General features: G+C 76.3%; 23 protein-coding genes. 16 read left to right on the forward strand and 7 right to left on the reverse strand.

Annotation, left to right across the window (positions count from 1 at the left end):
- Positions 1-44 precede the first annotated feature (44 nt).
- The 3 genes from fdxA to ACRYM0_RS04235 all read left to right on the forward strand — a co-directional run bounded on the left by fdxA (position 45) and on the right by ACRYM0_RS04235 (position 2,950).
- Positions 45-371: a ferredoxin gene (gene fdxA / locus ACRYM0_RS04225; RefSeq protein WP_432491972.1), complete on the forward strand. Its 327-nt coding sequence runs from the start codon at positions 45-47 to the stop codon at positions 369-371.
- On the forward strand, positions 368-1,543 hold the full coding sequence (gene dapC, locus ACRYM0_RS04230; RefSeq protein ID WP_432502438.1) for a succinyldiaminopimelate transaminase: 1,176 nt from the start codon (positions 368-370) through the stop codon (positions 1,541-1,543). Before fdxA ends, dapC begins: the two co-directional genes overlap by 4 nt.
- A gap of 120 nt (positions 1,544-1,663) precedes the next feature.
- Positions 1,664-2,950, forward strand: coding sequence for a citrate synthase (locus ACRYM0_RS04235; protein WP_432502418.1), 1,287 nt, complete (start codon positions 1,664-1,666; stop codon positions 2,948-2,950).
- An 18-nt stretch (positions 2,951-2,968) separates the two neighbouring features.
- Here ACRYM0_RS04235 and ACRYM0_RS04240 read toward each other — a convergent pair whose 3' ends face one another.
- Together ACRYM0_RS04240 and dapD are read right to left on the reverse strand one after the other, a co-directional pair.
- Positions 2,969-3,910 (reverse strand): hypothetical protein, encoded by a 942-nt coding sequence (locus ACRYM0_RS04240; RefSeq protein WP_432502416.1) that lies wholly within the window; start codon positions 3,908-3,910, stop codon positions 2,969-2,971.
- A gap of 5 nt (positions 3,911-3,915) precedes the next feature.
- A complete protein-coding gene (dapD, locus tag ACRYM0_RS04245) occupies positions 3,916-4,917 on the reverse strand; it encodes a 2,3,4,5-tetrahydropyridine-2,6-dicarboxylate N-succinyltransferase (RefSeq protein ID WP_432502414.1) in 1,002 nt (333 codons plus the stop codon).
- A gap of 85 nt (positions 4,918-5,002) precedes the next feature.
- Between dapD and dapE the strand changes: the two genes are divergently transcribed.
- The 7 genes from dapE to ACRYM0_RS04280 all read left to right on the forward strand — a co-directional run bounded on the left by dapE (position 5,003) and on the right by ACRYM0_RS04280 (position 10,844).
- On the forward strand, positions 5,003-6,160 hold the full coding sequence (gene dapE, locus ACRYM0_RS04250) for a succinyl-diaminopimelate desuccinylase (protein ID WP_432502436.1): 1,158 nt from the start codon (positions 5,003-5,005) through the stop codon (positions 6,158-6,160).
- Position 6,161: 1 nt separating this feature from the next.
- The gene (locus ACRYM0_RS04255) at positions 6,162-6,821 is read left to right on the forward strand and encodes an LOG family protein (RefSeq protein ID WP_432502412.1); all 660 of its coding nucleotides are present in this window, start codon (positions 6,162-6,164) and stop codon (positions 6,819-6,821) included.
- Positions 6,818-7,099: a DivIVA domain-containing protein gene (locus ACRYM0_RS04260; protein ID WP_432502410.1), complete on the forward strand. Its 282-nt coding sequence runs from the start codon at positions 6,818-6,820 to the stop codon at positions 7,097-7,099. Before ACRYM0_RS04255 ends, ACRYM0_RS04260 begins: the two co-directional genes overlap by 4 nt.
- Positions 7,078-7,584 carry an SRPBCC family protein gene (locus tag ACRYM0_RS04265; RefSeq protein WP_432502408.1) on the forward strand — a complete coding sequence of 169 codons (507 nt, stop codon included), beginning with the start codon at positions 7,078-7,080 and terminating at the stop codon, positions 7,582-7,584. The genes ACRYM0_RS04260 and ACRYM0_RS04265 overlap by 22 nt, the downstream gene beginning before the upstream one ends.
- Complete coding sequence (locus ACRYM0_RS04270; protein ID WP_432502406.1) at positions 7,581-8,861, forward strand: hypothetical protein; 1,281 nt, start codon at positions 7,581-7,583, stop codon at positions 8,859-8,861. The genes ACRYM0_RS04265 and ACRYM0_RS04270 overlap by 4 nt, the downstream gene beginning before the upstream one ends.
- Before the next feature lie 149 nt (positions 8,862-9,010).
- Positions 9,011-9,178 carry a DUF3117 domain-containing protein gene (locus ACRYM0_RS04275; protein ID WP_166611043.1) on the forward strand — a complete coding sequence of 56 codons (168 nt, stop codon included), beginning with the start codon at positions 9,011-9,013 and terminating at the stop codon, positions 9,176-9,178.
- Between the two features lie 115 nt (positions 9,179-9,293).
- On the forward strand, positions 9,294-10,844 hold the full coding sequence (locus ACRYM0_RS04280) for a leucyl aminopeptidase family protein (RefSeq protein WP_432502404.1): 1,551 nt from the start codon (positions 9,294-9,296) through the stop codon (positions 10,842-10,844).
- Between the two features lie 19 nt (positions 10,845-10,863).
- Here the strand turns inward: ACRYM0_RS04280 and ACRYM0_RS04285 are convergent, their stop codons facing one another.
- Positions 10,864-11,505: an O-methyltransferase gene (locus tag ACRYM0_RS04285; protein WP_432502402.1), complete on the reverse strand. Its 642-nt coding sequence runs from the start codon at positions 11,503-11,505 to the stop codon at positions 10,864-10,866.
- Positions 11,506-11,658: 153 nt separating this feature from the next.
- Here ACRYM0_RS04285 and sigE point away from each other — a divergent pair, with 153 nt between their 5' ends.
- The 4 genes from sigE to ACRYM0_RS04305 are packed head-to-tail and all read left to right on the forward strand — an operon-like array spanning position 11,659 to position 14,620.
- On the forward strand, positions 11,659-12,336 hold the full coding sequence (gene sigE / locus ACRYM0_RS04290; protein WP_432502400.1) for an RNA polymerase sigma factor SigE: 678 nt from the start codon (positions 11,659-11,661) through the stop codon (positions 12,334-12,336).
- Positions 12,333-12,914 (forward strand): anti-sigma factor family protein, encoded by a 582-nt coding sequence (locus tag ACRYM0_RS04295; RefSeq protein ID WP_432502399.1) that lies wholly within the window; start codon positions 12,333-12,335, stop codon positions 12,912-12,914. The genes sigE and ACRYM0_RS04295 overlap by 4 nt, the downstream gene beginning before the upstream one ends.
- Entirely contained in the window at positions 12,911-14,191 is a 1,281-nt protein-coding gene (locus ACRYM0_RS04300) for a S1C family serine protease (protein ID WP_432502397.1), read from the forward strand. The genes ACRYM0_RS04295 and ACRYM0_RS04300 overlap by 4 nt, the downstream gene beginning before the upstream one ends.
- 9 nt (positions 14,192-14,200) lie before the next feature.
- The gene (locus ACRYM0_RS04305) at positions 14,201-14,620 is read left to right on the forward strand and encodes a twin-arginine translocase TatA/TatE family subunit (RefSeq protein WP_432502395.1); all 420 of its coding nucleotides are present in this window, start codon (positions 14,201-14,203) and stop codon (positions 14,618-14,620) included.
- A 46-nt stretch (positions 14,621-14,666) separates the two neighbouring features.
- Here ACRYM0_RS04305 and ACRYM0_RS04310 read toward each other — a convergent pair whose 3' ends face one another.
- From ACRYM0_RS04310 to ACRYM0_RS04325, 4 genes are all read right to left on the reverse strand, one after another.
- On the reverse strand, positions 14,667-15,791 hold the full coding sequence (locus tag ACRYM0_RS04310; RefSeq protein ID WP_432502434.1) for an Mrp/NBP35 family ATP-binding protein: 1,125 nt from the start codon (positions 15,789-15,791) through the stop codon (positions 14,667-14,669).
- A gap of 75 nt (positions 15,792-15,866) precedes the next feature.
- The gene (locus ACRYM0_RS04315) at positions 15,867-17,609 is read right to left on the reverse strand and encodes a GspE/PulE family protein (protein WP_432502393.1); all 1,743 of its coding nucleotides are present in this window, start codon (positions 17,607-17,609) and stop codon (positions 15,867-15,869) included.
- Positions 17,610-17,635: 26 nt separating this feature from the next.
- Positions 17,636-18,310: a DUF1003 domain-containing protein gene (locus tag ACRYM0_RS04320; protein ID WP_432502391.1), complete on the reverse strand. Its 675-nt coding sequence runs from the start codon at positions 18,308-18,310 to the stop codon at positions 17,636-17,638.
- On the reverse strand, positions 18,303-19,580 hold the full coding sequence (locus ACRYM0_RS04325) for a magnesium transporter MgtE N-terminal domain-containing protein (RefSeq protein ID WP_432502389.1): 1,278 nt from the start codon (positions 19,578-19,580) through the stop codon (positions 18,303-18,305). The genes ACRYM0_RS04320 and ACRYM0_RS04325 overlap by 8 nt, the downstream gene beginning before the upstream one ends.
- Before the next feature lie 85 nt (positions 19,581-19,665).
- Here ACRYM0_RS04325 and ACRYM0_RS04330 point away from each other — a divergent pair, with 85 nt between their 5' ends.
- Both ACRYM0_RS04330 and ACRYM0_RS04335 read left to right on the forward strand, forming a co-directional pair.
- Complete coding sequence (locus ACRYM0_RS04330; protein WP_432502388.1) at positions 19,666-20,271, forward strand: Dps family protein; 606 nt, start codon at positions 19,666-19,668, stop codon at positions 20,269-20,271.
- 129 nt (positions 20,272-20,400) lie between these two features.
- Positions 20,401-21,261, forward strand: coding sequence for a YflT domain-containing protein (locus tag ACRYM0_RS04335; RefSeq protein WP_432502386.1), 861 nt, complete (start codon positions 20,401-20,403; stop codon positions 21,259-21,261).
- Positions 21,262-21,266: the final 5 nt, after the last annotated feature.

Raw genomic sequence — 21,266 nt, forward strand, 5'->3', positions numbered from 1 at the left:
AGGACGCGTCCGGCGGACCGTTGCGCCGGAGGAGGAGGACACCCGTGACCTACGTCATCGCACAGCCTTGCGTGGACCTCAAGGACAAGGCCTGCATCGAGGAGTGCCCCGTCGACTGCATCTACGAGGGCGAGCGCTCGCTGTACATCCAGCCCGACGAGTGCGTCGACTGCGGTGCCTGCGAGCCGGTGTGCCCGGTGGAGGCGATCTACTACGAGGACGACGTGCCCGAGCAGTGGTCGGCGTTCACCGCGGCCAACGTCGAGTTCTTCGAGACCGTCGGCTCGCCCGGTGGTGCGGCGAAGGTGGGCCTGATCCACGCCGACCACCCGGTGGTGGCCGCGCTGCCGCCGCAGGGCGGGGAGCACTGAGCGCGCCGGCGGTCGCGCGCCGCGGGCGCGGCGCGGCGCTGCCGGACTTCCCCTGGGACTCGCTGGCCGGCGCCAAGGCGCTGGCCGCGAGCCACCCCGGCGGCATCGTCGACCTCTCCGTCGGCACCCCGGTCGACCCCACCCCCGAGGTGGTGGCCCAGGCGCTGCGGGCGGCCGCCGACGCCCCGGGCTACCCGCTCACGTGGGGCACCCCGGCGCTGCGCGGGACGGTGGCGGCGTGGTTCGCCCGCCGCCGCGGCGTGCCCGGACTGGACCCCGACGGCGTACTGCCCACCGTCGGCTCCAAGGAGCTGGTGGCCTGGCTGCCGTTCCTGCTGGGCCTGGGGGCCGGCGACGCCGTGGCCCACCCCGCGGTGGCCTACCCGACGTACGACGTCGGCGCCCGCCTCGCCGGGGCGACGCCCGTGCCCGTCGACCTGGGCGGCGGGGGCGTGGACGCCCTGGAGGAGGCCCGCCGCGCCGGCCACCGGGTGCGGCTGCTGTGGCTGAACTCCCCCTCGAACCCCACCGGCGCCGTCCTGGACGTGGACGAGCTGGCGCGCCTGGTGGCCTGGGCCCGCGAGCACGGCGCCGTCGTCGCCAGCGACGAGTGCTACGCCGAACTGGGCTGGGACGCCGCGCACGACGCCTCCCGCGGCGCCGTGGTGCCCTCCGTGCTGGACCCGCGCGTCACCGGCGGGGACACCACCGGGCTGCTGGCGGTGTACTCGACCTCCAAGCAGTCCAACCTCGCCGGGTACCGCGCCGCGTTCGCCGCGGGGGACGTCGCCCTGGTGCGCGAGCTGCTGGAGGTGCGCAAGCACGCCGGGATGATCGTGCCGTGGCCCGTGCAGGCCGCCCTGGCCGCGGCCCTGGCCGACGACGCCCACGTCGACGCCCAGCGCGAGCGCTACCGCGCCCGCCGCGAGGTGCTGCGCGGGGCGCTGGAGGGCGCGGGCTTCCGCGTGGACGCCTCCGGCGCCGGTCTGTACCTGTGGTGCACCCGGGGGGAGGGGGCGCGGGCGACGGTGGACCTGCTCGCCCGGCGCGGCGTGCTGGTCGCGCCCGGCGACTTCTACGGCCCGGCCGGCGCGCAGCACGTCCGGGTGGCGCTCACCGCCACCGACGAGCGCGTCGCGCAGGTGCCGCAGCGCCTGGCCGACCTCGGCTGAGCGGGGCCCGGGTGCGCCCGGACCGCGCAGGAGGCGTGGAGACGGTGTGACGAAGGCCATCCCGTGCTGCGCCGCCCCCGGTGTTGGGGGCGGCGCGCGCGGGCGAGTACGGTCAGCCGCATGGTGGACTCCGTGACGCTGAAGCACGCAGGTGGCGACCTCGACCTCCCGGTGACCCCGGCCACCGAGGGCGCCTCCGGCTTCGGCATCTCCAGCCTGCTCAAGGAGACCGGGCTCGTCACCCTCGACTCCGGCTTCACCAACACCGCGTCCTGCGCCTCGGCCATCACCTACATCGACGGCGACGCCGGCGTCCTGCGCTACCGCGGCTACCCGATCGAGCAGCTGGCGGAGAAGTCCTCGTTCATCGAGACCAGCTACCTGCTGATCTACGGCGAACTGCCCACCGCCGAGCAGCTCACCGCCTTCACCGAGCGGATCCAGCGCCACACCCTGCTGCACGAGGACCTCAAGCGGTTCTTCGACGCCTTCCCCCGCGACGCGCACCCGATGCCGGTGCTGTCCAGCGCCGTCAGCGCGCTGTCGACCTTCTACCCCAACAGCCTGAACCCGTTCGACGTCGAGCAGGTGGAGCTGTCCACGATCCGCCTCATGGCGAAGCTGCCGACCATCGCCGCCTACGCGCACCGCAAGTCGCTGGGCCAGCCGCTGCTCTACCCGGACAACCGACTCGGCCTGGTGGAGAACTTCACCCGCATGGCCTTCGGCAACCCCGCCGAGTCCTACGAGATCGACCCGGTGCTGGTGCGGGCCCTGGACCAGCTGCTGATCCTGCACGCCGACCACGAGCAGAACTGCTCCACCTCCACCGTCCGCCTCGTCGGCTCCGGGCAGGCGAACCTCTTCGCCTCCGTCTCGGCAGGCATCCACGCCCTGTCCGGACCGCTGCACGGCGGTGCCAACTCCGCGGTCCTGGACATGCTGGAGTCCATCCGCGACTCCGACGACGACGTCGACACCTTCGTGTCGCGCGTGAAGAACAAGGAGCAGGGCGTGCGCCTGATGGGCTTCGGCCACCGGGTGTACAAGAACTACGACCCGCGCGCGGCCATCGTGAAGAAGACCGCCGACCAGGTCCTGTCCCAGCTGGGCAAGCGCGACGAGCTCCTGGACATCGCGATGCGCCTGGAGGAGATCGCGCTGTCCGACGACTACTTCGTCGAGCGCAAGCTCTACCCGAACGTGGACTTCTACACCGGGCTCATCTACAAGGCGATGGGTTTCCCGACGAAGATGTTCACCGTCCTGTTCGCCCTGGGGCGCCTGCCCGGCTGGATCGCCCAGTGGCGCGAGATGATCAACGACCCGGCCACCAAGATCGGCCGTCCCCGCCAGGTGTACGTCGGTGAGGGCGCGCGCGACTACGTGGACGTCCCCGGCCGCTGACCCCGTCGCGGGTGCGCGTCAGGCCACGCGCACCCGCACGCTGCCGGCGGGCACGCCCGTGTCCGCCGGCACCCACCCGCGCCCGGAGTGCTCGCGCTGCCACGTGCTGCCCTCGACGCTGACCTCCACCACGGCGTGCTCGGCGGCCGAGGCCACCGCCCAGCCCGCCGCCGCCCACGCCAGCCGGGAGGCGTCCTCGCCGTCCAGGGCGTACTCCAGCGCCTTGCCGTTCGTGCCGGGCACCACCCGCGGTTCCCCCTGCACGACCTCGGTGCCCATCGCCTCCCGCAGGCGCTGCGCGGCCAGCGAGGGCTGGTCGTCCGTGCCGATCTGCGCGTCCGGTTCCGCCTGCCGCAACCGGCAGGTGAAACCCCCCGGGGTGTACCCGGTCAGCGCCGAGGCCACCAGGCGCGCCTCCGGCTCGTGGTCGCCGTACGCCAGCGGGAACCCGCTGCGCTGCACCCGCTGCGCGGCGTCGGTGACCTCCAGCTCGCGGTAGCCGTCGACCTCCACCAGCACGTCGTAGAACGCGTTCGTGGCGAACACCGGGTCCTGCACCTGCTCGGGCGTCCCCCAGCCCTGCGAGGGGCGCTGCTGGAACAGGCCCAGGGAGTCGCGGTCGCCGTGGTCGAGGTTGCGCAGGCCCGACTCCTGGATCACCGTGGCGATCCCGATGGTCGCGGCGCGGGCCGGCAGCCCGCGGCGCACCGCGATCCCCACGACCGTGGCGGCGTGCCGGGCCTGCTCGGGCGACAGCGACGTGGACTCCCCGTCCACCGTCGCGGTGCAGCGCTGGCGCACCACCGGCGCGTCCTCGTCGCGCACCAGCCACACCGCACCGGCGGTGAGGACGGTGAGCGCCGCCCCCGCGGCCACCAGGGGCCGCAGGCGACGGGCACGGCGGTTCGCCGCCGCCGCCGAGCGCGGCAGCCGCCGCGGTGCGGGACCTCGGGCGGGCACCGCCGTCAGTTGGCGTGCAGCGCGGCGTTGAGCTCCACCCGCACGCCCCGCCGCGCCAGCGCCTCGACGGCGCCCGTGACGGAGTTGCGGCGGAACAGCAGCCCGGACGCGCCCGACAGGCTGCGCGCGGCGACGGTGCGCTGCGCGGCGCCGGCCTCGTCCAGGACGGTGACCTTCGTGCCGGCCGTCACGTACGTGCCGGCCTCCACGACGCAGTCGTCGCCCAGCGCGATGCCCGTGCCGGAGTTCGCCCCCAGCAGGGTGCGCCGGCCGATGGAGACGACCTCCTTGCCGCCCCCGGAGAGGGTGCCCATGATCGAGGCGCCACCGCCGACGTCGGAGCCGTCGCCCACCACGACGCCCGCGGAGATGCGCCCCTCGACCATCGAGGTGCCCAGCGTGCCGGCGTTGAAGTTCACGAACCCCTCGTGCATGACGGTCGTGCCGGGGGCCAGGTGCGCGCCCAGCCGCACGCGGTCGGCGTCGGCGATGCGCACCCCGGTCGGGGTGACGTAGTCGGTCATGCGGGGGAACTTGTCGATGCCCAGCACGGTCACCGGGCCGACGTTGGCGCGCAGCGCCAGCCGGGTGCGCTCGAAGTCGGCCACCGCGCACGGGCCGTGGTTGGTCCACACCACGTTGGCGAGGACGCCGAAGATCCCGGACACCTCCAGCCCGTGCGGGGCGACGAGCCGGTGCGAGAGCAGGTGCAGGCGCAGGTACGCGTCGGCGGCGTCCGCCGGCGGGGCGTCCAGGTCGATCTGCGTGGTGACCACCCGCTGGCGCACCCGGCGGTGCGGGTCGGAGTCCTCCAGGGAGGCGAGCTCGGCGGGCACGCCGTAGGGGCCGGCCTCGCCCGCGGAGGCCGCGCCGAGGGCGGGGAACGGGTACCAGACGTCCAGCACGGTGCCGTCCTCGGCGACCGTGGCCAGCCCGTGCCCCCACGCGCGCCGGGAGGCGGCCGTGCTGCCGGAGGGGTCGGTGGGGGTGCCGGTCTGCTCGCTCACGACCGCGACCCTACCCGGCGGCCCGACAGCGCCTAGGGTTCGGGACGTGACCCCGACGCCCGCCGCCACGAGCCCGAGCGCCCCCGTGCAGCACGCTCCCGCCGGCCCCGCGCCCGCCCTGGACGACCCCGCGCTCGACGTGGTCGAGCTCACCCGCCGGGTGTGCGACACCGAGTCCGTCAGCGGCGCCGAGCGCGTCCTGGCCGACGCGGTGGAGGCCGCCCTGCGCTCCTTCGCCGGCCCGGGCGGGCACCTGGAGGTGCTGCGCGACGGCGACGCCGTCGTGGCCCGCACGCGGCTGGGCCGCGCCGAGCGGGTCCTGCTGGCCGGGCACCTGGACACCGTGCCGCTGGCCGACCCGCCCAACCTGCCGGTGCGCCGCGAGCAGCACCCCGTCGACGGTGACGTGCTCGTCGGGCGCGGCACCTGCGACATGAAGGGCGGAGTGGCCGTGCAGCTGGTGCTGGCCCGCGAGACCGCCGCCGCGCTCGCCGCCGGCCGCGCCCCGCAGCGGGACGTCACCTTCGTCTTCTACGACCACGAGGAGGTCGAGGCCGCCCGCAACGGCCTGGGCCGCCTGGCGCGCAACGCCCCGCAGGCGCTCGCCGCCGACTTCGCGGTCCTGCTGGAGCCGTCCTCGGCGGTGGTGGAGGGCGGCTGCAACGGCACCCTGCGCGCGGAGGTCACCACCACGGGGAAGGCGGCGCACTCCGCCCGCGCCTGGCGCGGCAGCAACGCCATCCACGCCGCCGCCCCCGTCCTGGCGCGGCTGGCGGCGTACCGGCCGCGCGAGGTGGAGGTGGAGGGCCTCCTCTTCCGCGAGGGCCTGAACGCCGTGGGCATCAGCGGCGGCATCGCCGGCAACGTGATCCCCGACCGCTGCACCGTGACGGTCAACCACCGCTTCGCCCCGGCGTTCTCCGCCGCGCAGGCCGAGGCGCACGTGCGGGAGGTCTTCGACGGCTTCGACGTGCGCGTCACCGACGCCGCCGACGGCGCGCGCCCCGGCCTGCACCTGCCGGCCGCCGCGGAGTTCGTGCGCCGCACCGGCACCGAGCCGCTGCCGAAGTTCGGCTGGACGGACGTCGCCCGCTTCTCCGCCCTCGGCGTGCCCGCGGTCAACTACGGCCCCGGCGACAACGCCACCGCCCACGCCGACGACGAGCGCTGCCGGGTGGACGAGCTCGAGCGCTGCCTGGCCGTGCTGCGCGGCTGGCTGCTGGGCACGGGGGAGGTGGCCTGAGGTGAGCAGCATCTGCCTGTACGGCAGCGCCTCCGGCGGCATCGACGCCCGGCACGTCGAGCTCGCGGCGCAGGTCGGCCGGCTCATCGGCGAGCGCGGCCACGACCTCGTCTACGGCGGGGGCGGGACCTCCGTCATGGGGGCGGCCGAGGCCGCCGCCCGGGCCGCCGGCGCCCGCACCACGGGGGTCATGCCCAAGGCCCTCATGGACCTGGAGCTGCCGCCGCAGGGGCTGAGCGAGCTCGTCGTCACCGAGGACATGCGCGAGCGCAAGGCGGAGATGGACGCCCGCGCCGACGCCTTCATCGTGCTGCCCGGCGGGCTGGGCACGCTGGAGGAGCTGTTCGAGATCTGGGTGGCGCGCACCATCGGCCTGCACACCAAGCCGCTGGCCGTGCTGGACCTCGACGGGCACTACGCGGGCCTGCGCACCTGGCTGGAGGGGCTCGTCGAGCGGCGCTTCGCCCGCCCCCTCGTCTTCGAGGTCGTGCACTGGACCGACGACCCCGCCGACGCCCTGGACCACCTGGAGCTGGCTCCGCGCGAGCGGGTCTCGCTGCCCAGCTCGGAGATCGTCGGCACCTTCGCCGACTACCCCAGCGACCTGCCCCGCGAACGCCGCGGCGAGCTGCCCGGCGGTCCCGGCGGGGACCGGCCGTGACGATCGCGCTGCTCGTGCTGGTCCTGCTGGCCGTGGGCGCGGTCGCCGCCGTCGCCACCGGCCGGGTCAGCGGTGCGCTCGGGCCGGCCACGAGCACCCGCCCGTTCCGCGGGCTGCCCGAGGGGCCGGTGCTGGCCGCCGACGTGGACGAGGTGCGCTTCTCCACGGCGCTGCGCGGCTACCGGATGGACGAGGTCGACGCCGTCCTGGACCGGCTGCGCGAGGAGATCCGCGAGCGCGACGAGGAGCTCGCCGCGTGGCGCAGCGCCGAGGACTGAGCCCCCGGCGGCGGGGGGAGGTCGTCTTCACCGCCCGCGCCGACGTGCGGGCCGAGCCGGGCCGCGTGTTCGACGTGCTCACCGACTGGCCGCGGCAGAGCGCGTGGGTGCCGGCCACCGAGGTCCAGCGCCGCGGCGGCACGCCGGGCGAGCCGGGGGAGCGCTTCGCCGGTGTCAGCCGCCTGGGCCCGCTCGTGCTCGACGACGAGATGGTCGTCGTCTCGCGCACCCCGCCCGCCCCCGGCCGCGAGGGGCGCGTGCGGGTGCGCAAGGTCGGCGCCGTGCTCGGCGGGGTCGTCGACCTGGTCGTGCGCGAGGACGGGCCCGGCCGGGCGCGGGTGGAGTGGAGCGAGCGGATCCTCGTGCGCCCGCGCGCGCTGGCGCTGCTGGCCACCCTCGGCGGCCCGCTGCCCGCCCTGCTGGGCCGGGTCGCCTTCGAGGCGGTGCTGCGCGCCGCCCGCCCCGAGCTGGAGGGGCGCCGGTGAGCGCACCGGGCCGCGCCGCGGCACCCGCCCGCTCCAGCCGGTCCGCCGGGGCCGGGGTGCGGCGGCGGTGGGTCCGGCAGCGGCTGGTGCTGCGCTGGCTGCGGTTGCCGGCCGCCGTGCGGGTGCTGGTCGTCTACGCGCTCGCGCGGCTGTTCTCGGCGTTCGTCCTCGCCGAGGTGGCGCGCTTCCAGCAGCCCAGCGACTGGACGCCGCAGGACCCCGGCTACGCGGACCTGCTGGTGCTGTGGGACGCCACCTGGTACCGCTCCATCGCGCTGGACGGCTACCCCGACGCGGTGCCGCTGGGGTCGGACGGCGACCCCGTGCAGTCGGAGCTGGCCTTCTACCCGCTGGCCCCGCTGCTGGCCCGGCTGCTGGTGGCCGCGGGCCTGCCGTTCGCGTGGGCGGGTTCCCTGGTCTCGCTGGTGGCGGGGGCCGCCGCGGCCGTGGGCGTGCACGCCCTGCTGCACCGGGCCCTGGCGGCGCGCTGCACGGCGGGCGCGGCCCGCCGCGGCGCGTGGAGCGCGACGGTGCTCTTCTGCGTCTCGCCCCCCTCGGTGGTGCTGCAGGTGCCGTACACCGAGGGCCCGGCGCTGGCGCTGCTCGTGGCGTTCCTGCTGCTGCTGCAGCGGCAGCGGTACCTGCCGGCCGGTGCGGTGGCCCTGGCGCTGGGGCTGACCCGGCCGGTGGCGGTGCCGCTGTCGGCGGTGGTGCTGGTGCACCTGCTGCTGCGCGCGCGGGCGGGGCACCGCCGCGGGACGGTGCTGAGCGGGCGCGAGGCGCTGCGCGCCCTGGTGCTGCTGGGCTGCTCCGGGGCGGCCGGGCTGCTGTGGCCGGCAGCGGCGTGGCTGCTCACCGGCCGCGCCGACGCCTACACCGCCACGATGGGCGCCTGGCGCAGCGGCGGCGAGGTCGTCTGGCTGCGGCCCTGGTGGGACGTGTCGCAGCACGTCCTGGGCGCCGTCGCCGGCCCCGTGCTGCTCGTGGCCGCGGTCGTCGCGTACACCGCGTGGCTGCTCGGCCGGCGCACCGCCGTCCTCGGCGCGGACCTGCGCGCGTGGTGCCTGGCGTACGTCGGGTACCTGCTGCTGGTGCTGGACCCGTTCACCAGCCTGTTCCGCTACCTCGTCCTGCTGTTCCCGCTGGGTGGCCTGGTGGGCCTGCACCCCCGCCGCCGCGGGGCGCTGGGCGCCTGGGTCCTGGCCTCGCTGGCCCTGCAGGTCGTGTGGACGGCCTGGCTGTGGCGGTTCTCCCCGCCGGCGGATTGGCCGCCGTGACGGGGCGCGCGGGGCGTCCGGGTGATCGTCCGGTGTGCCCGGGCGCACGACACGGGGTCCCGTGGGGGATGATGGAGGCACACACCCCGGCCGCGGCACCCGGTCGCGACCGGCGGGCGCACGAGGACCACGAGAGAGGACGCACGCCGATGGCGGCCATGAAGCCGAGGACCGGAGACGGTCCGCTGGAGGTCACCAAGGAGGGGCGCGGCATCGTCCTGCGCATGCCGCTGGAAGGAGGGGGCCGTCTCGTCGTCGAGATGACCCCCGACGAGGCCGGTGCCCTCGGGGAGGCCATCACCTCGGTCGTCGGCTGAGGAGCGCGGCCGCGGGACGGGCGCCGCGAGGTGCCCGTCCCGCGGCGCCCCGACCCGCGGCGCCGTGCCGCGGACCCGTCGCAAGGCCCGTCGTCGACAGCAGGCAGGACGCCCCGTGAGCACTCCCCACCCCGGTCCCGTGCGTGCCGCGCAGCCCGAGCTGCGGCGCTGGAGCCCGCCCTCCGTGCACCTGGTGCCCGGTCCGCTGGCCGGGGCGGACCTGACCGGCTGCGACGTCCTCGCCGTGCCGGTGGCACCGGGGGAGGACGGCGTGCAGCCGCGCCCGGGCGCCGCCGACGCCGCCGTGCGCTACGGCGTCGACCTGGCCGCCCTGTGCGCCGCGGAGGAGGTCTCCGGCGAGGCCGGCCGCAGCACCCGCCTGCCCGTGCCGGCTCCCGCCGGCTCGCCCCGCCGGTTGCTGGTGCTGGGCGTCGCGGACTCCTCCCCGGGCGCGCTGCGCCGGGCCGGGGCCGCGCTGGCCCGCGCCGCGGGCCCCACCGGGGACGTCGCCACCACCCTGGCCGACGGCGTCGGCGCCGAGGGCGTGCGGGCCGTCGTCGAGGGCTTCCTGCTCGCCTCGTACGCCCCTCCGGTCGCCGGGGCCCGGGCGGCGGATGAGCCGGCCGAGCGCCGCCTGGTGCTCGTGGGCGACGTCCCCCCCGCGGCCGTGAGCCGTGGCGAGGCGCTGGCCGCGGCGACCGTCCTGGCCCGCGACCTCGCAGCCACCCCCTCCAACCTCAAGGACCCCGCCTGGGTGGTGGACCAGGCCCGCGCCGCCGCCGCAGAGCACGGCCTGGCGGTGCGGGTGCGCGAGGAGGCGCAGCTGCGGCGCGAGGGCTTCGGCGGCCTGCTGGCCGTGGGCGGCGGGTCGCCGTCCCCGCCGGCCCTGGTGGAGGTGCGCCACCGCCCGCGCGGACGCGCCGCGGCCGGCGCCCCGCACGTCGTCCTCGCCGGCAAGGGCATCACCTACGACACCGGTGGGCTGGCGCTGAAGCCGCGCGAGTCGATGGTGTCGATGAAGACCGACATGACCGGCGCGGCCGTCGTGCTGGCCGTCGTGGCCGCCGCGGCCCGGCTGCGGCTGCCCGTGCGGGTGACCGGCCTGCTGGCGCTGGCCGAGAACTCCTTCGGCGGCTCCTCCTACCGCCCCGGCGACGTGGTGCACCACCACGGGGGACGCACCACCGAGGTCAACAACACCGACGCCGAGGGGCGGCTGGTGCTCGGCGACGCCCTCGCCCACGCCCACGCCGCGCTGGAGCCGGACGTGCTCGTGGACGTCGCCACCCTCACCGGCGCCGCCCCGCTGGCCCTGGGCAAGCGGCACGCCGCGCTGTTCGCCACCGACGACGACCTCGCGGCGCAGCTGGAGGACGCGGCGCGGGCCTCGGGGGAGCGGGTCTGGCGCCTGCCCCTGGTGCCCGAGTACGCCGAGCTGCTGCGCTCGGACGTCGCCGACGCCCGGCAGGTCGCCACCGCGCCCGGCTCCGGGGCCGGCACGATCCTCGCCGCGCAGTTCCTGCAGCCGTTCACCGGTGGGCGCCGCTGGGCGCACCTGGACATCGCCGGGCCCGGGCGCGCCGACGCCGCCGAGCACGAGGTCAACCGCGGCGCCACCGGGTTCGGGGCGCGGTTGCTGCTGCGCTGGCTGGAGTCGCTGGCCTGAGCGGGGCCGGGCGGCCGGCTCAGGCGCGCTTGACGCCCAGCAGCAGGCCCTCGCCGGCCGGCAGCAGCGCCGAGACCCAGCGCTCGTCCTCCGCCAGGACCCGCCCGACCTCGCGCAGCGCGACCGTCGACGCGTCCCGCGCGGCGGGGTCGGCGACCCGCCCCTGCCACAGGGCGTCGTCGACGACCAGGAGCCCGCCCGGGCGCAGCAGCCGCTGCGCCTGCTCCACGTAGGCCGAGTACTCGCGCTCGTCGCCGTCGAGCAGGACGAGGTCGTAGGCGGCGTCGGTCAGCCGCGGCAGCACCTCCAGCGCCCGGCCGGGGATCATGCGCGCGCGGTTGGTGCGCACACCCGCGTCGGCGACCGCCTCGCGGGCGGCGCGCTGGCGCTCCCCGTGCACGTCGATGGTGGTCAGCACCCCGTCCGGGGCCATCCCGCGCAGCAGGCTCACCGTGGACACGCCCGTGCCCGTGCCGACCTCCACCGCGGTGCGGGCCCGTGCGGTGGCCGCCAGGACCGTCAGCGCGGCCGCCACACCGGGGGAGACCGGTTCGCAGCCCAGCTCGGCCGCGCGGGCCCGGGCGTCCTGCAGCACCTCGTCCTCGGCGGTGAACTGCTCGGCGTAGACCCAGCTGGCGGGCTGCTTCGCGGGCGGGGGCACCCCGGCAACCTAGTGCATCGGGTCGCTCACGGCCCGGGGACCGCCGGACGGGTGACGCGGGAACCGGCCGCGTACGACGCCCGTTGGGACCGGTGGAGCCGATGGGCTGGATCACACGTCCGGGAGTGGCCCCGGCGGGAGGAGTGGGGGACGATGGGAGCAGTGGCGGTGCCGTTCGCGGTCCCCCTTCCCGCCCGTGCCAGGAGGAACCCCGTGCCAGACGACCCGGGCGGTGCCCCGGCGGCCGAGCCGTCGCCGGTCGCCGCCTCGACGTGGGCGCCGCCGACGTGGGAGGAGGTCGTGCGCGACCACTCCGGCAGGGTGTACCGCCTGGCCTACCGCCTGACGGGCAACCGCCACGACGCCGAGGACCTCACGCAGGAGGTGTTCGTGCGGGTCTTCCGCTCCCTGTCCAGCTACCAGCCGGGCACCTTCGAGGGGTGGCTGCACCGCATCACCACCAACCTCTTCCTGGACCAGGTCCGCCGCAAGCAGCGCATCCGCTTCGACGCGCTGGCCGAGGACGCCGGGGAGAAGCTGCCCAGCACGGACGTGAGCCCCGAGCGGGCCTTCGAGCACCGCAACCTCGACGACGACGTCCAGGCGGCGCTGGACTCCCTGCCGCCGGACTTCCGCGCCGTGGTCGTGCTGTGCGACATCGAGGGGCTCTCCTACGAGGAGATCGCCGCCACCCTCGGCGTGAAGCTCGGCACGGTGCGCTCGCGCATCCACCGCGGTCGCGCCCAGCTGCGCACGGCCCTGGCGCACCGCGCCCCGCGGCCGCCCGCGGCGCCCCCCGCCCGGCTGGCCCTGGGCGAGGAGCGCTCGTGAGCGGACCGCACCTCGGCGCGCGGGTCAGCCCGCTCGTCGACGGGCGGCTCGCTCCCGACGCGGCGCTGCGCGCCGGCGAGCACCTGCGCGCCTGCTGCGAGTGCGCCGAGGCGGTGGAGGCCGAGCGCCTCGTCCGCGCCCGGCTGCGCGCCCTGCCCGAGCCGGAGGTCTCCGGGGACCTGCTGGTGCGGCTGCTGGACATCGGGGGCCCCACCGGCCCGCTGCCGCCGCGCGACCGGCCGATGGCGGCGCCCGCGCGCCCCGCCGTCGGCCTCGCCCCGCCCGCCCGGCCGGACACCACCCGCCCGCGGGCGCTGCGCCCGTCGGCCCGCCCCGGGCGCCGTGCCCGCCGGCGTCCCGTGGCCGCGGCGCTGGCCGGCACCTTCTCCCTGCTCGGTGTGGGCATCGCCGGGTTCCTCGTCCTCGGCGGGCAGCACGCGAGCGGCCCCGCGCCGGTGGCGGAGCTGCGCACCACCCCCTCCAGCGCCCCCGCGAACCCCTCTCCCGCGGCGTCCGAGCCGGTCCCGGCGACCCCGTCCGCGCCCGGTGCGGTGGCGACCGCCCCGGCCGCCCCGTGAGCGGTCCGCCCCTGCCGGAGGACCGGGACCAGCGCACCGGCGCGGACCCCCGCGACCCGTGGGCCGGGCCCCCGCAGCCGGACCCCGCCTGGGGCGAGCCCGCGCCGCCCGGCTGGGGCGAGCCGGAACCGGCCTGGCCGGCGCAGCCCGGCCCCCCCTGGCCGCCTCCCGCCCCCCGCCGCGACGGGCGCGCCGCGCGCCTGCTCGGCGCGGGCTCGGCGGTGCTGCTGCTCGGCGTCACCGGCGGCTTCGCCGGGGCCCTGCTGCAGGAGCGCTGGGGCGGCGCGCGCACGTACCCCACCGTCACCCTGCCCGCGGCCGCCCCGGGCACCACCGCGCGGCCCGAGGGCAGCGTGGCCGCCATCGCCGCCGCGGCCCTGCCCAGCGTGGTCTCCCTGCAGGTGGAGGGCAGCGGGGGAGCGGGGACGGGGTCGGGTTTCGTCCTGGACGCCGGTGTGGACGGCGGCTCCGCGGCGTTCGTGCTCACCAACAACCACGTCGTGGCGGGCGCCTACGACGACGGCGTCACCGTCCTGTTCCAGGACGGTGCGCAGGCCCCCGGCGAGGTCGTGGGCGCCGACGCCTCCTACGACCTGGCCGTCGTGCGCGTCGAGCGCCCCGGCCTGCGGGCGCTGGCGATGGGCGACTCCGGCAGCGTCGTCGTCGGCGACCGGGTCGTCGCGGTGGGGGCTCCGCTGGGGCTGCAGGGCACGGTCACCGAGGGCATCGTCTCGGCGCTGAACCGGCCGGTCAGCGCCGGCGGGGACGGCGCGGGGGAGGCGTCCTACATCCAGGCCATCCAGACGGACGCCGCGATCAACCCCGGCAACTCCGGCGGCCCGCTGCTCGACGCCCGCGGCCAGGTCGTCGGCGTCAACTCCGCCATCGCCTCGGTGCCCGTCGTCGGCGGCAGCGCCGGCAGCATCGGGCTCGGCTTCTCCATCCCCTCCGAGCAGGCCCGGCGCACCGCCGAGCAGCTCATCCGGACCGGCCGTGCCGTGCACCCCGTCATCCGGGTCTCCCTGGACGGCCAGTACCGCGGCGAGGGGGTCCGGGTCCTGGACCAGCCCGGGGCGGTGCAGGCCGGTGGTCCCGGGGATCGCGCGGGCCTGCTGCCCGGGGACGTCGTGCTGGCCGTCGACGGCCGCCCGGTCACCGAACCCGCCGAGCTCATCGTCGACATCCGCGCCCGCCAGCCCGGCGACACGGTGACGCTGACCGTCCGCAGGGGTGGTCAGGACCTCGAGGTGCCCGTGACGCTCGAAGCCGACGGTTAGGATCGCGACGTGTTCGGCATCAACGGCGGCGAGCTGGTCGTCCTCCTCGTGGTGGCCCTGGTGATCCTCGGCCCGGAGCGACTGCCCCAGTACGCCGAGCAGCTCGCCCACCTGGTGAAGTCGGTGCGCCGCTTCGCCAAGGGCGCGCAGGCCCAGATGCGCGAGGAGCTCGGCCCGGAGTTCGACGACATCGACTGGCAGAAGCTCGACCCGCGCCAGTACGACCCGCGGCGCATCGTGCGCGACGCGCTGTCGGACGTCTGGGACGACGAGCCGGCCCCCAAGAAGAACAGCGGTTCGCACGCGGCCTCCGCGCCCCGCAACGGCACCGGCGGCTCCTCCGGCGGCGCGTCCGCCACCACCGGGGTGGACTTGAAGAAGAAGGAACCCGCGCCGGCCGCCGCGCCCTACGACGAGGACGCCACCTGAGGCACGCCCCCGGGCGGCTCCACCGGGAGCGCCCGGGCGGGGCCGCTCAGGCGACGCTGACGCCCAGCCGCCGGCCCGCCAGGCCCCGCGGCCGGACGGCCAGGGCCCGCGCGAGCTCCCGCAGCGCCACCGCGGCGGGGGAGTCCGGCGCGCTGAGCACCACCGGCACCCCCGCGTCGCCACCCTCGCGCAGCGTCACGTCCATCGGGACCTGACCCAACAGCGGCACCGGGGTGCCCAGCCGCTCGGTCAGCGAGGCCGCCACCCGCGCGCCACCGCCGGAGCCGAACAGCTCCATGCGCTCACCGTCGGGCAGCTGCAGCCAGCTCATGTTCTCCACCACGCCCACCACGCGCTGGGACGTCTGCGCCGCCACCGCCCCGGCCCGCTCGGCGACCTCGGCGGCCGCGGCCTGCGGCGTGGTGACCACCAGCACCTCCGCGCCCGGCAGCAGCTGCCCCACGCTGATGGCGATGTCGCCGGTGCCCGGGGGCAGGTCCAGCAGGAGCACGTCCAGGTCGCCCCAGAACACCTCGGAGGCGAACTGCTGCAGCGCCCGGTGCAGCATCGGCCCGCGCCACGCGACGGGCTCGTTGCCCGGCACGAACATGCCGATGGAGATGACGCGCACCCCGTGCCCGGTGGGCGGCAGGATCAGCGAGTCCACCTTCGTCGGGCGGCCGGTGACGCCCAGCAGGCGCGGCACGGAGAAGCCGTGCACGTCGGCGTCCAGCACGCCGACCCGCAGCCCGTCGGCGGCCATCGCCGCCGCCAGGTTCACCGTGACGCTGGACTTGCCCACCCCGCCCTTGCCGGAGGCGACGGCGTAGACGCGCGTCAGGTTGCCCGGCTCGTTGAACCGGATGGTGGGCGCGGCCTGCGTGCTCCCGCGCAGCTTCACCGTCAGCTCGGCCCGCTGCTCGGGCGTCATCTCCCCGAAGGCCACCCGCACGCCGCGCGCGCCCGCCACGCCCCGCACGGCCGCGGTCACGTCCGAGGTCAGCCGGTCGCGCATGGGGCAGCCGGCGGTCGTCAGCAGCACCCGAACGGACACGACGCCGTCGTCGCCCACGTCCACCCGTTCGACCATCCCCAGCTCCGTGATGGGCCGGTGCAGCTCGGGGTCGTTCACCGCGTTCAGCGCGGTGCGGACGGCGTCGGGGGTGGGCAGCACGCCGCCAGGGTACGTCCGCGCCCGGTGCGGCACCGCCCGCGGGTCCAGCGCCGGTCGGTTCAGCCGCCGGGCTCAGCCCGCGGTGACGCGCACGACCTCCTCGAAGGTCGTCTCCCCGCGCATGGCCTTCGCCAGCGCGGAGGTGCGCAGGGTGCTCATGCCGATGCGGGCGGCCTCCTCGGTCAGCGCCGACTCCGTCGGCGTGCTCATGAGGACCTTGCGGACGCTGGGCGTGACGTCGAGGACCTCGTACACGGCGGTGCGGCCGCGGTAGCCGGTGCCGCCGCAGTCGGGGCAGCCGGTGCCGCGCAGCGGGGTGGCGTCGAGGATGTCCTCGATCGTCAGGCCCAGCAGCGCCAGGGTGTCCTCGTCCGGGATGTACCCGTCGGCGCAGGAGTCGCACGGCTTGCGGACCAGGCGCTGCGCGATCGCGGCCGTCAGCGAGCTGGCGACCAGGAACGGGGCGGCGCCCATGTCCACCAGGCGGGTCAGCGCCCCGACGGCGGAGTTGGTGTGCAGGGTGGTCAGCACGAGGTGACCGGTCATGGACGCCTTCAGCGCCAGCTCGGCGGTCTCGGAGTCGCGGACCTCACCGATGAGGACGATGTCGGGGTCCTGGCGCAGCACCGAGCGCAGGCCGGCGGAGAAGGTCATGCCGACCTTGGTGTTGACCTGCACCTGGGTGATGCCCGGCAGCTGGACCTCGACGGGGTCCTCCAGCGTGATGATGTTCTTCTCCGGGCTCATCGTCGCGTGGATGGCCGCGTACAGCGTGTTCGTCTTGCCCGAGCCGGTGGGGCCGGTGATGAGCACCAGGCCCTGCGGCACGGTCAGGGCCCGGCTGAAGACGTCCAGCTGCTCCGGCTCGAAGCCCAGCGACTCCAGGCTGGGCACGTCGTCGCCGCGGGTGAGCAGGCGGATGACGACCTTCTCCCCGTGCAGGGCCGGCAGCGTCGAGACGCGGCAGTCGATCGCGGAGCCGTCGACGGTCACGCGGGTGCGGCCGTCCTGCGGCACGCGGCGCTCGGAGATGTCCAGACCGGAGATGATCTTGATGCGGCTGATGACGCTGGGCGCCACGCGCTTGGGGGCGCTCATCACGTCGCGCAGCAGGCCGTCGACGCGGAAGCGCACCCGCAGCTGGTCGCGCTGGGACTCCAGGTGGATGTCGGAGCAGCGCAGCCGCACCGCGTCGGACAGGATCCGGTTGACGAGCTTGACGATGGGTGCGTCGTCGTCGACGGAGCCGGACAGGGCCGCCAGCGCGTCCTGCGCGTCGTCGTCGTCGGCCTCCTCGACCATGCGGCTGACCTGGGAGGTGTCCTCGGTCAGCGACCAGGCGCGCGCCAGGTGGTCGCGGATCTGCGAGTCCATCGCCACGACGACGTGCAGCTCGGGGGTGCGGGTGTAGAGCTTGACGTCGTCCAGCGCCAGCACGTTGGTGGGGTCGGCGGCGGCCACCAGCAGGTACTCGGGCGTCTTGTCCAGCACCAGCACGCGGCAGCGCTCGGCGACCGCCCGCGGCAGCAGCCGCACCACGTCCGGGGAGATGCTGACCTTGGACAGGTCCACGTGCTCCAGGCTCAGCAGGTCCGCCAGGCACAGCGCCAGCTCCGCCTCGGAGACCAGGCCGAGGTCGACGAGGATCTGCCCCAGGCGCCGGCGCGGGCCCTCCCCGTTGCGCTGCTCGTTCAGCGCGTGGTCGAGGTCCTCCGGCAGCAGCAGGCCCTTCTCGACGAGCACGTCGCCGAGGCGCCTGCGGGTCTGGCCCGCGGGCGCGGGCGCACCGGGGCGGGCGTCGTCGAGAGTCGTCACGGACAGTGCATCGGCACGCCGGGTGCTCAGCTGGAGGGGGATCCCGCCTGGTCCTCCGCGGGGTCCCCGAGCGCACCGCCCCCGGGGGTGCTCCGCGCGGCACCGGCCGCCTCCTCGCCGCCCTCGCCGGCGCGCTTGCGCTTCTTGCCGCCCTTGCGCTTGCCCGCCTCCCGGCCGTCCCGCTCGGCGTCCTCCTCGCGCAGCTCATCCAGCACGCTGCGCAGCTCCGAGCGCACGAAGTCGCGGGTGGCCACGTCGCGCAGCGCGATGCGCAGGGCCGCCACCTCGCGCGTGAGGTACTCGGTGTCGGCCAGGGCGCGCTCGTCGCGGGCGCGGTCCTGCTCGTTCAGGACGCGGTCGCGGTCGTCCTGGCGGTTCTGCGCCAGCAGGATCAGCGGCGCCGCGTAGGACGCCTGCAGCGACAGGATGAGCGTCAGCAGCGTGTAGTTCAGCGCCTCCGGGTCGAACTGCGCGCTCGGCGGCGCGAACGTGTTCCACGCCAGCCACACCGCGACGAACGCCGTCATGTAGACGAGGAAGCGGCCGGTGCCCATGAACCGGGCGAACGCCTCGCTGGCCCGCCCGAAGGCGTCCGGGTCCAGCTGGGGGCGCGCCAGCAGCTGGCGGCGCGCCTCGCGCGGGGTGTCCAGCCCCACGGCCTCGGCGCGCTGGCGCTCGCGGCGCGGGGAACGCTCAGCCACGACCCACCTCGAAGACCTCCTCCTCGGCGTCGCGCCAGTCGTCCGGCAGCAGGTGGTCCAGCACGTCGTCGGCCGTCACCGCGCCCAGCAGGTGCCCGTCCTCGTCCACCACCGGCATCGAGACGAGGTTGTACGCGGCCAGCTGCCGGGTGACGCCCTGCAGCGTCTCCTCCGGGGCCAGCGGTTCCACGTCCTTGTCGATGACCTGCCCCAGCGGCGTCTGGGGCGGCTCGCGCAGCAGCCGCTGCAGGTGCGCGGTGCCCAGGTAGCGGCCGGTGGGCGTCTCCAGCGGCGGGCGGCACACGTAGACCGCCGAGGCCAGCGGGGCCGTCAGCTCCACGCGGCGCACGTGCGCCAGCGCCTCGGCCACCGTGTCGTCGGGGGCCAGCACCACCGGGTCGGAGGTCATCAGGCCGCCGGCGGTGTGCTCGTCGTAGGCGAGCAGCCGGCGCACCGGTGCGGCGTCGTCCGGCTCCATCAGGGCCAGCAGCCGCTCGGCCTGCTCCGGCGGCAGGTCCGAGAGGAGGTCCGCGGCGTCGTCGGGCTGCATCTCCTCCAGCACGTGCGCGGCGCGGTCGCCCTCCAGGGCGGAGAGGATCTCCACCTGGTCGTCCTCGGGCAGCTCCTCCAGCACGTCGGCCAGGCGCTCGTCGTCCAGGGCGGCGGCGACCTCCACGCGGCGCTTGGGGGTCAGCTCGTGGATGACGTCCGCCAGGTCGGTGGCGCGCAGCTCCTCGAAGGCGGCCAGCAGGTTCGTGGCGCCCTGGTCCAGCTCGGTGGTGGTCAGCCCCACCACGGCGCCCACGTCCACCGTCATGGTCTCCCCGCGCCGGCGCAGCCGCCCGGACAGCCCGCGCGGTGCGGTGCCGCGGCGCACGAACAGCTTGGTCAGCCGCCAGTCGCGCGGGCGCACCGGTTCCAGGCCGAGGTCCTCGATGGTCGCGACCCCGCTGCCGTCGGTCAGCTGCACGGTGCGGTCCAGCAGCTCGCCCAGCAGCAGCGTCTCGGTGCCGCGCTGCTCGAAGCGGCGCATGTTCACCAGGCCGGTGGTCAGGACCTGCCCGGTGTCGACGCTGGTGACGCGCGTCATGGGCACGAACACGCGACGGCGGCCGGGGACCTCCACGACCAGGCCGATGACGCGCTGCGGCCCGCGCGGGCGCAGCACGCCCACCACGTCGCGGACCCGGCCCACCTGGTCGCCCTGCGGGTCGAACACGGACGTGCCCGCCAGCCGGGCGGCGAAGACGCGCTTGGGGGAACCGGTCACGCGCCTCAGGCTAGAGGGCCCCGCGTGCGCGGGGCCGCCCGGATCTCGGCGCGCGGGAGCGCCGGTGCCCTCCTACCGTGGCGCCATGGCCAAGGAGAGCAAGAAGCTGAAGGCGTCCGGGAACCCCCTCTACACCGTCCCCGGACTCTCGAACGAGCAGGGCGGCGAGGTCGCGGCCATCCTGCAGAACCGCCTCAACGCCCTCACCGACCTGCACCTGACCCTCAAGCACGTGCACTGGAACGTGGTGGGGCCGCACTTCATCGCCGTGCACCAGATGCTCGACCCGCAGGTGGACGCCGTGCGCGAGATGGCCGACGCCGTCGCCGAGCGCATCGCCACCCTGGGCGCCTCGCCGGTGGGCACGCCCGCCGCGCTGGTCGCCGACCGCGACTGGGACGACTACTCGATCGGCCGCGCCGGCGCCATCGAGCACCTCGGCGCGCTGGACCTCGTCTACGCGGGCGTCATCAAGGACCACCGCTCCGCCATCGAGGCGGCCGGCGAGATCGACCCGGTCACCGAGGACCTGCTCACCAGCCAGAGCGGCGTGCTGGAGCAGTACCACTGGTTCGTGCGCGCCCACCTGGAGACCGCCGGCGGCGAGCTGTCCACCGCGGGCGCCGACACCGAGGTGCAGGCCACCCGCAAGGCCGGCGAGCGCGCCGGCGTCAAGCGCCAGAGCGCCTGAGCCTCCCACCGCCCGCACCCGGTGCGGGCACGATCACCGCACCGGGTGCGTTGGGGCGGGTGAGGGGCGCGAGCGCCCCCGCCCCCGCCCGGTGCGGGCGGCACCAGTCGAACCGGTGAGGATGTCGTCATGTCCAACCTCGGGCCCATGGGTGGCCAGCAGCGCCTGAGCGCCCCCACACCCCCGCAGGGGGAGGCGATCGGCCGCTACGCCACGTACGCGGAGGCCCAGCGGGCCGTGGACTTCCTCTCCGACGAGCACTTCCCCGTCCAGAACGTGACCATCGTGGGCAACAACCTGCAGATGGTGGAGCGGGTGACGGGCCGGCTGACCTACGGGCGCGCGGCCGGGGCGGGGGCGGCCTCGGGGGCGTGGTTCGGCCTGCTCATCGGGCTGATGCTGTCGGTGTTCGGCAACGGCGGCACCGCCGGCCTGCTCACCGGCCTGCTCATCGGCGCCGGGTTCGGCATGCTCTTCGCCGTCATCTCCTACGCGCTGACGGGCGGGCGCCGCGACTTCACCTCCGCCAGCCAGATCGTCGCCGGCGAGTACGTCGTGCTGTGCATGCCGCAGATGTCCGGCCAGGCGCGGCAGGTGCTGTCCAAGCTGCCCAACGGCTTCGGGCGGGGCGCGGGCCCGCAGCAGGGGGCCTGGGGCGCCCCTCCGCCCGCACCCGGCTCGCACGCCGCCGGTGGTGGGCAGGGGCCGTGGGGCGCGCCGGACCCCTCCTCGCGCGCGGGCGCCCCGCAGGGCTGGATGCCGCCGCCGCAGCCCGGCACGGGACCGGCCGCGCCGCCGCCCCCGCCGGCGGGGCAGCGCCCCGCGGACGGACCGGCGGAGCAGGAGCAGGCCCCGGCGGAGCCGGACCTGTCCGGCCCCACCTACGCGGAGAAGGTCGAGGAGCAGCGCCGGGCCCGCCGGGAGGCGGAGCGCCGCGCCCTCGACGAGGACGCCCGCCGGGAGGGCCCCGGCGAGGACGCGGCCCGCTGAGGCCC

The sequence above is a fragment of the Kineococcus arenarius subsp. arenarius genome (genome assembly GCF_050871845.1).
In the GTDB taxonomy this organism is placed as follows: Bacteria; Actinomycetota; Actinomycetes; order Actinomycetales; family Kineococcaceae; genus Kineococcus.

Coding starts and splice junctions, on each gene's coding strand:
- ACRYM0_RS04235 (WP_432502418.1), top strand. CDS start 1,664: ATGGTGGACTCCGTGACGCTGAAGCACGCAGGTGGCGACCTCGACCTC.
- ACRYM0_RS04275 (WP_166611043.1), top strand. CDS start 9,011: ATGGCGGCCATGAAGCCGAGGACCGGAGACGGTCCGCTGGAGGTCACC.
- sigE (WP_432502400.1), top strand. CDS start 11,659: ATGGGAGCAGTGGCGGTGCCGTTCGCGGTCCCCCTTCCCGCCCGTGCC.
- ACRYM0_RS04330 (WP_432502388.1), top strand. CDS start 19,666: ATGGCCAAGGAGAGCAAGAAGCTGAAGGCGTCCGGGAACCCCCTCTAC.
- ACRYM0_RS04335 (WP_432502386.1), top strand. CDS start 20,401: ATGTCCAACCTCGGGCCCATGGGTGGCCAGCAGCGCCTGAGCGCCCCC.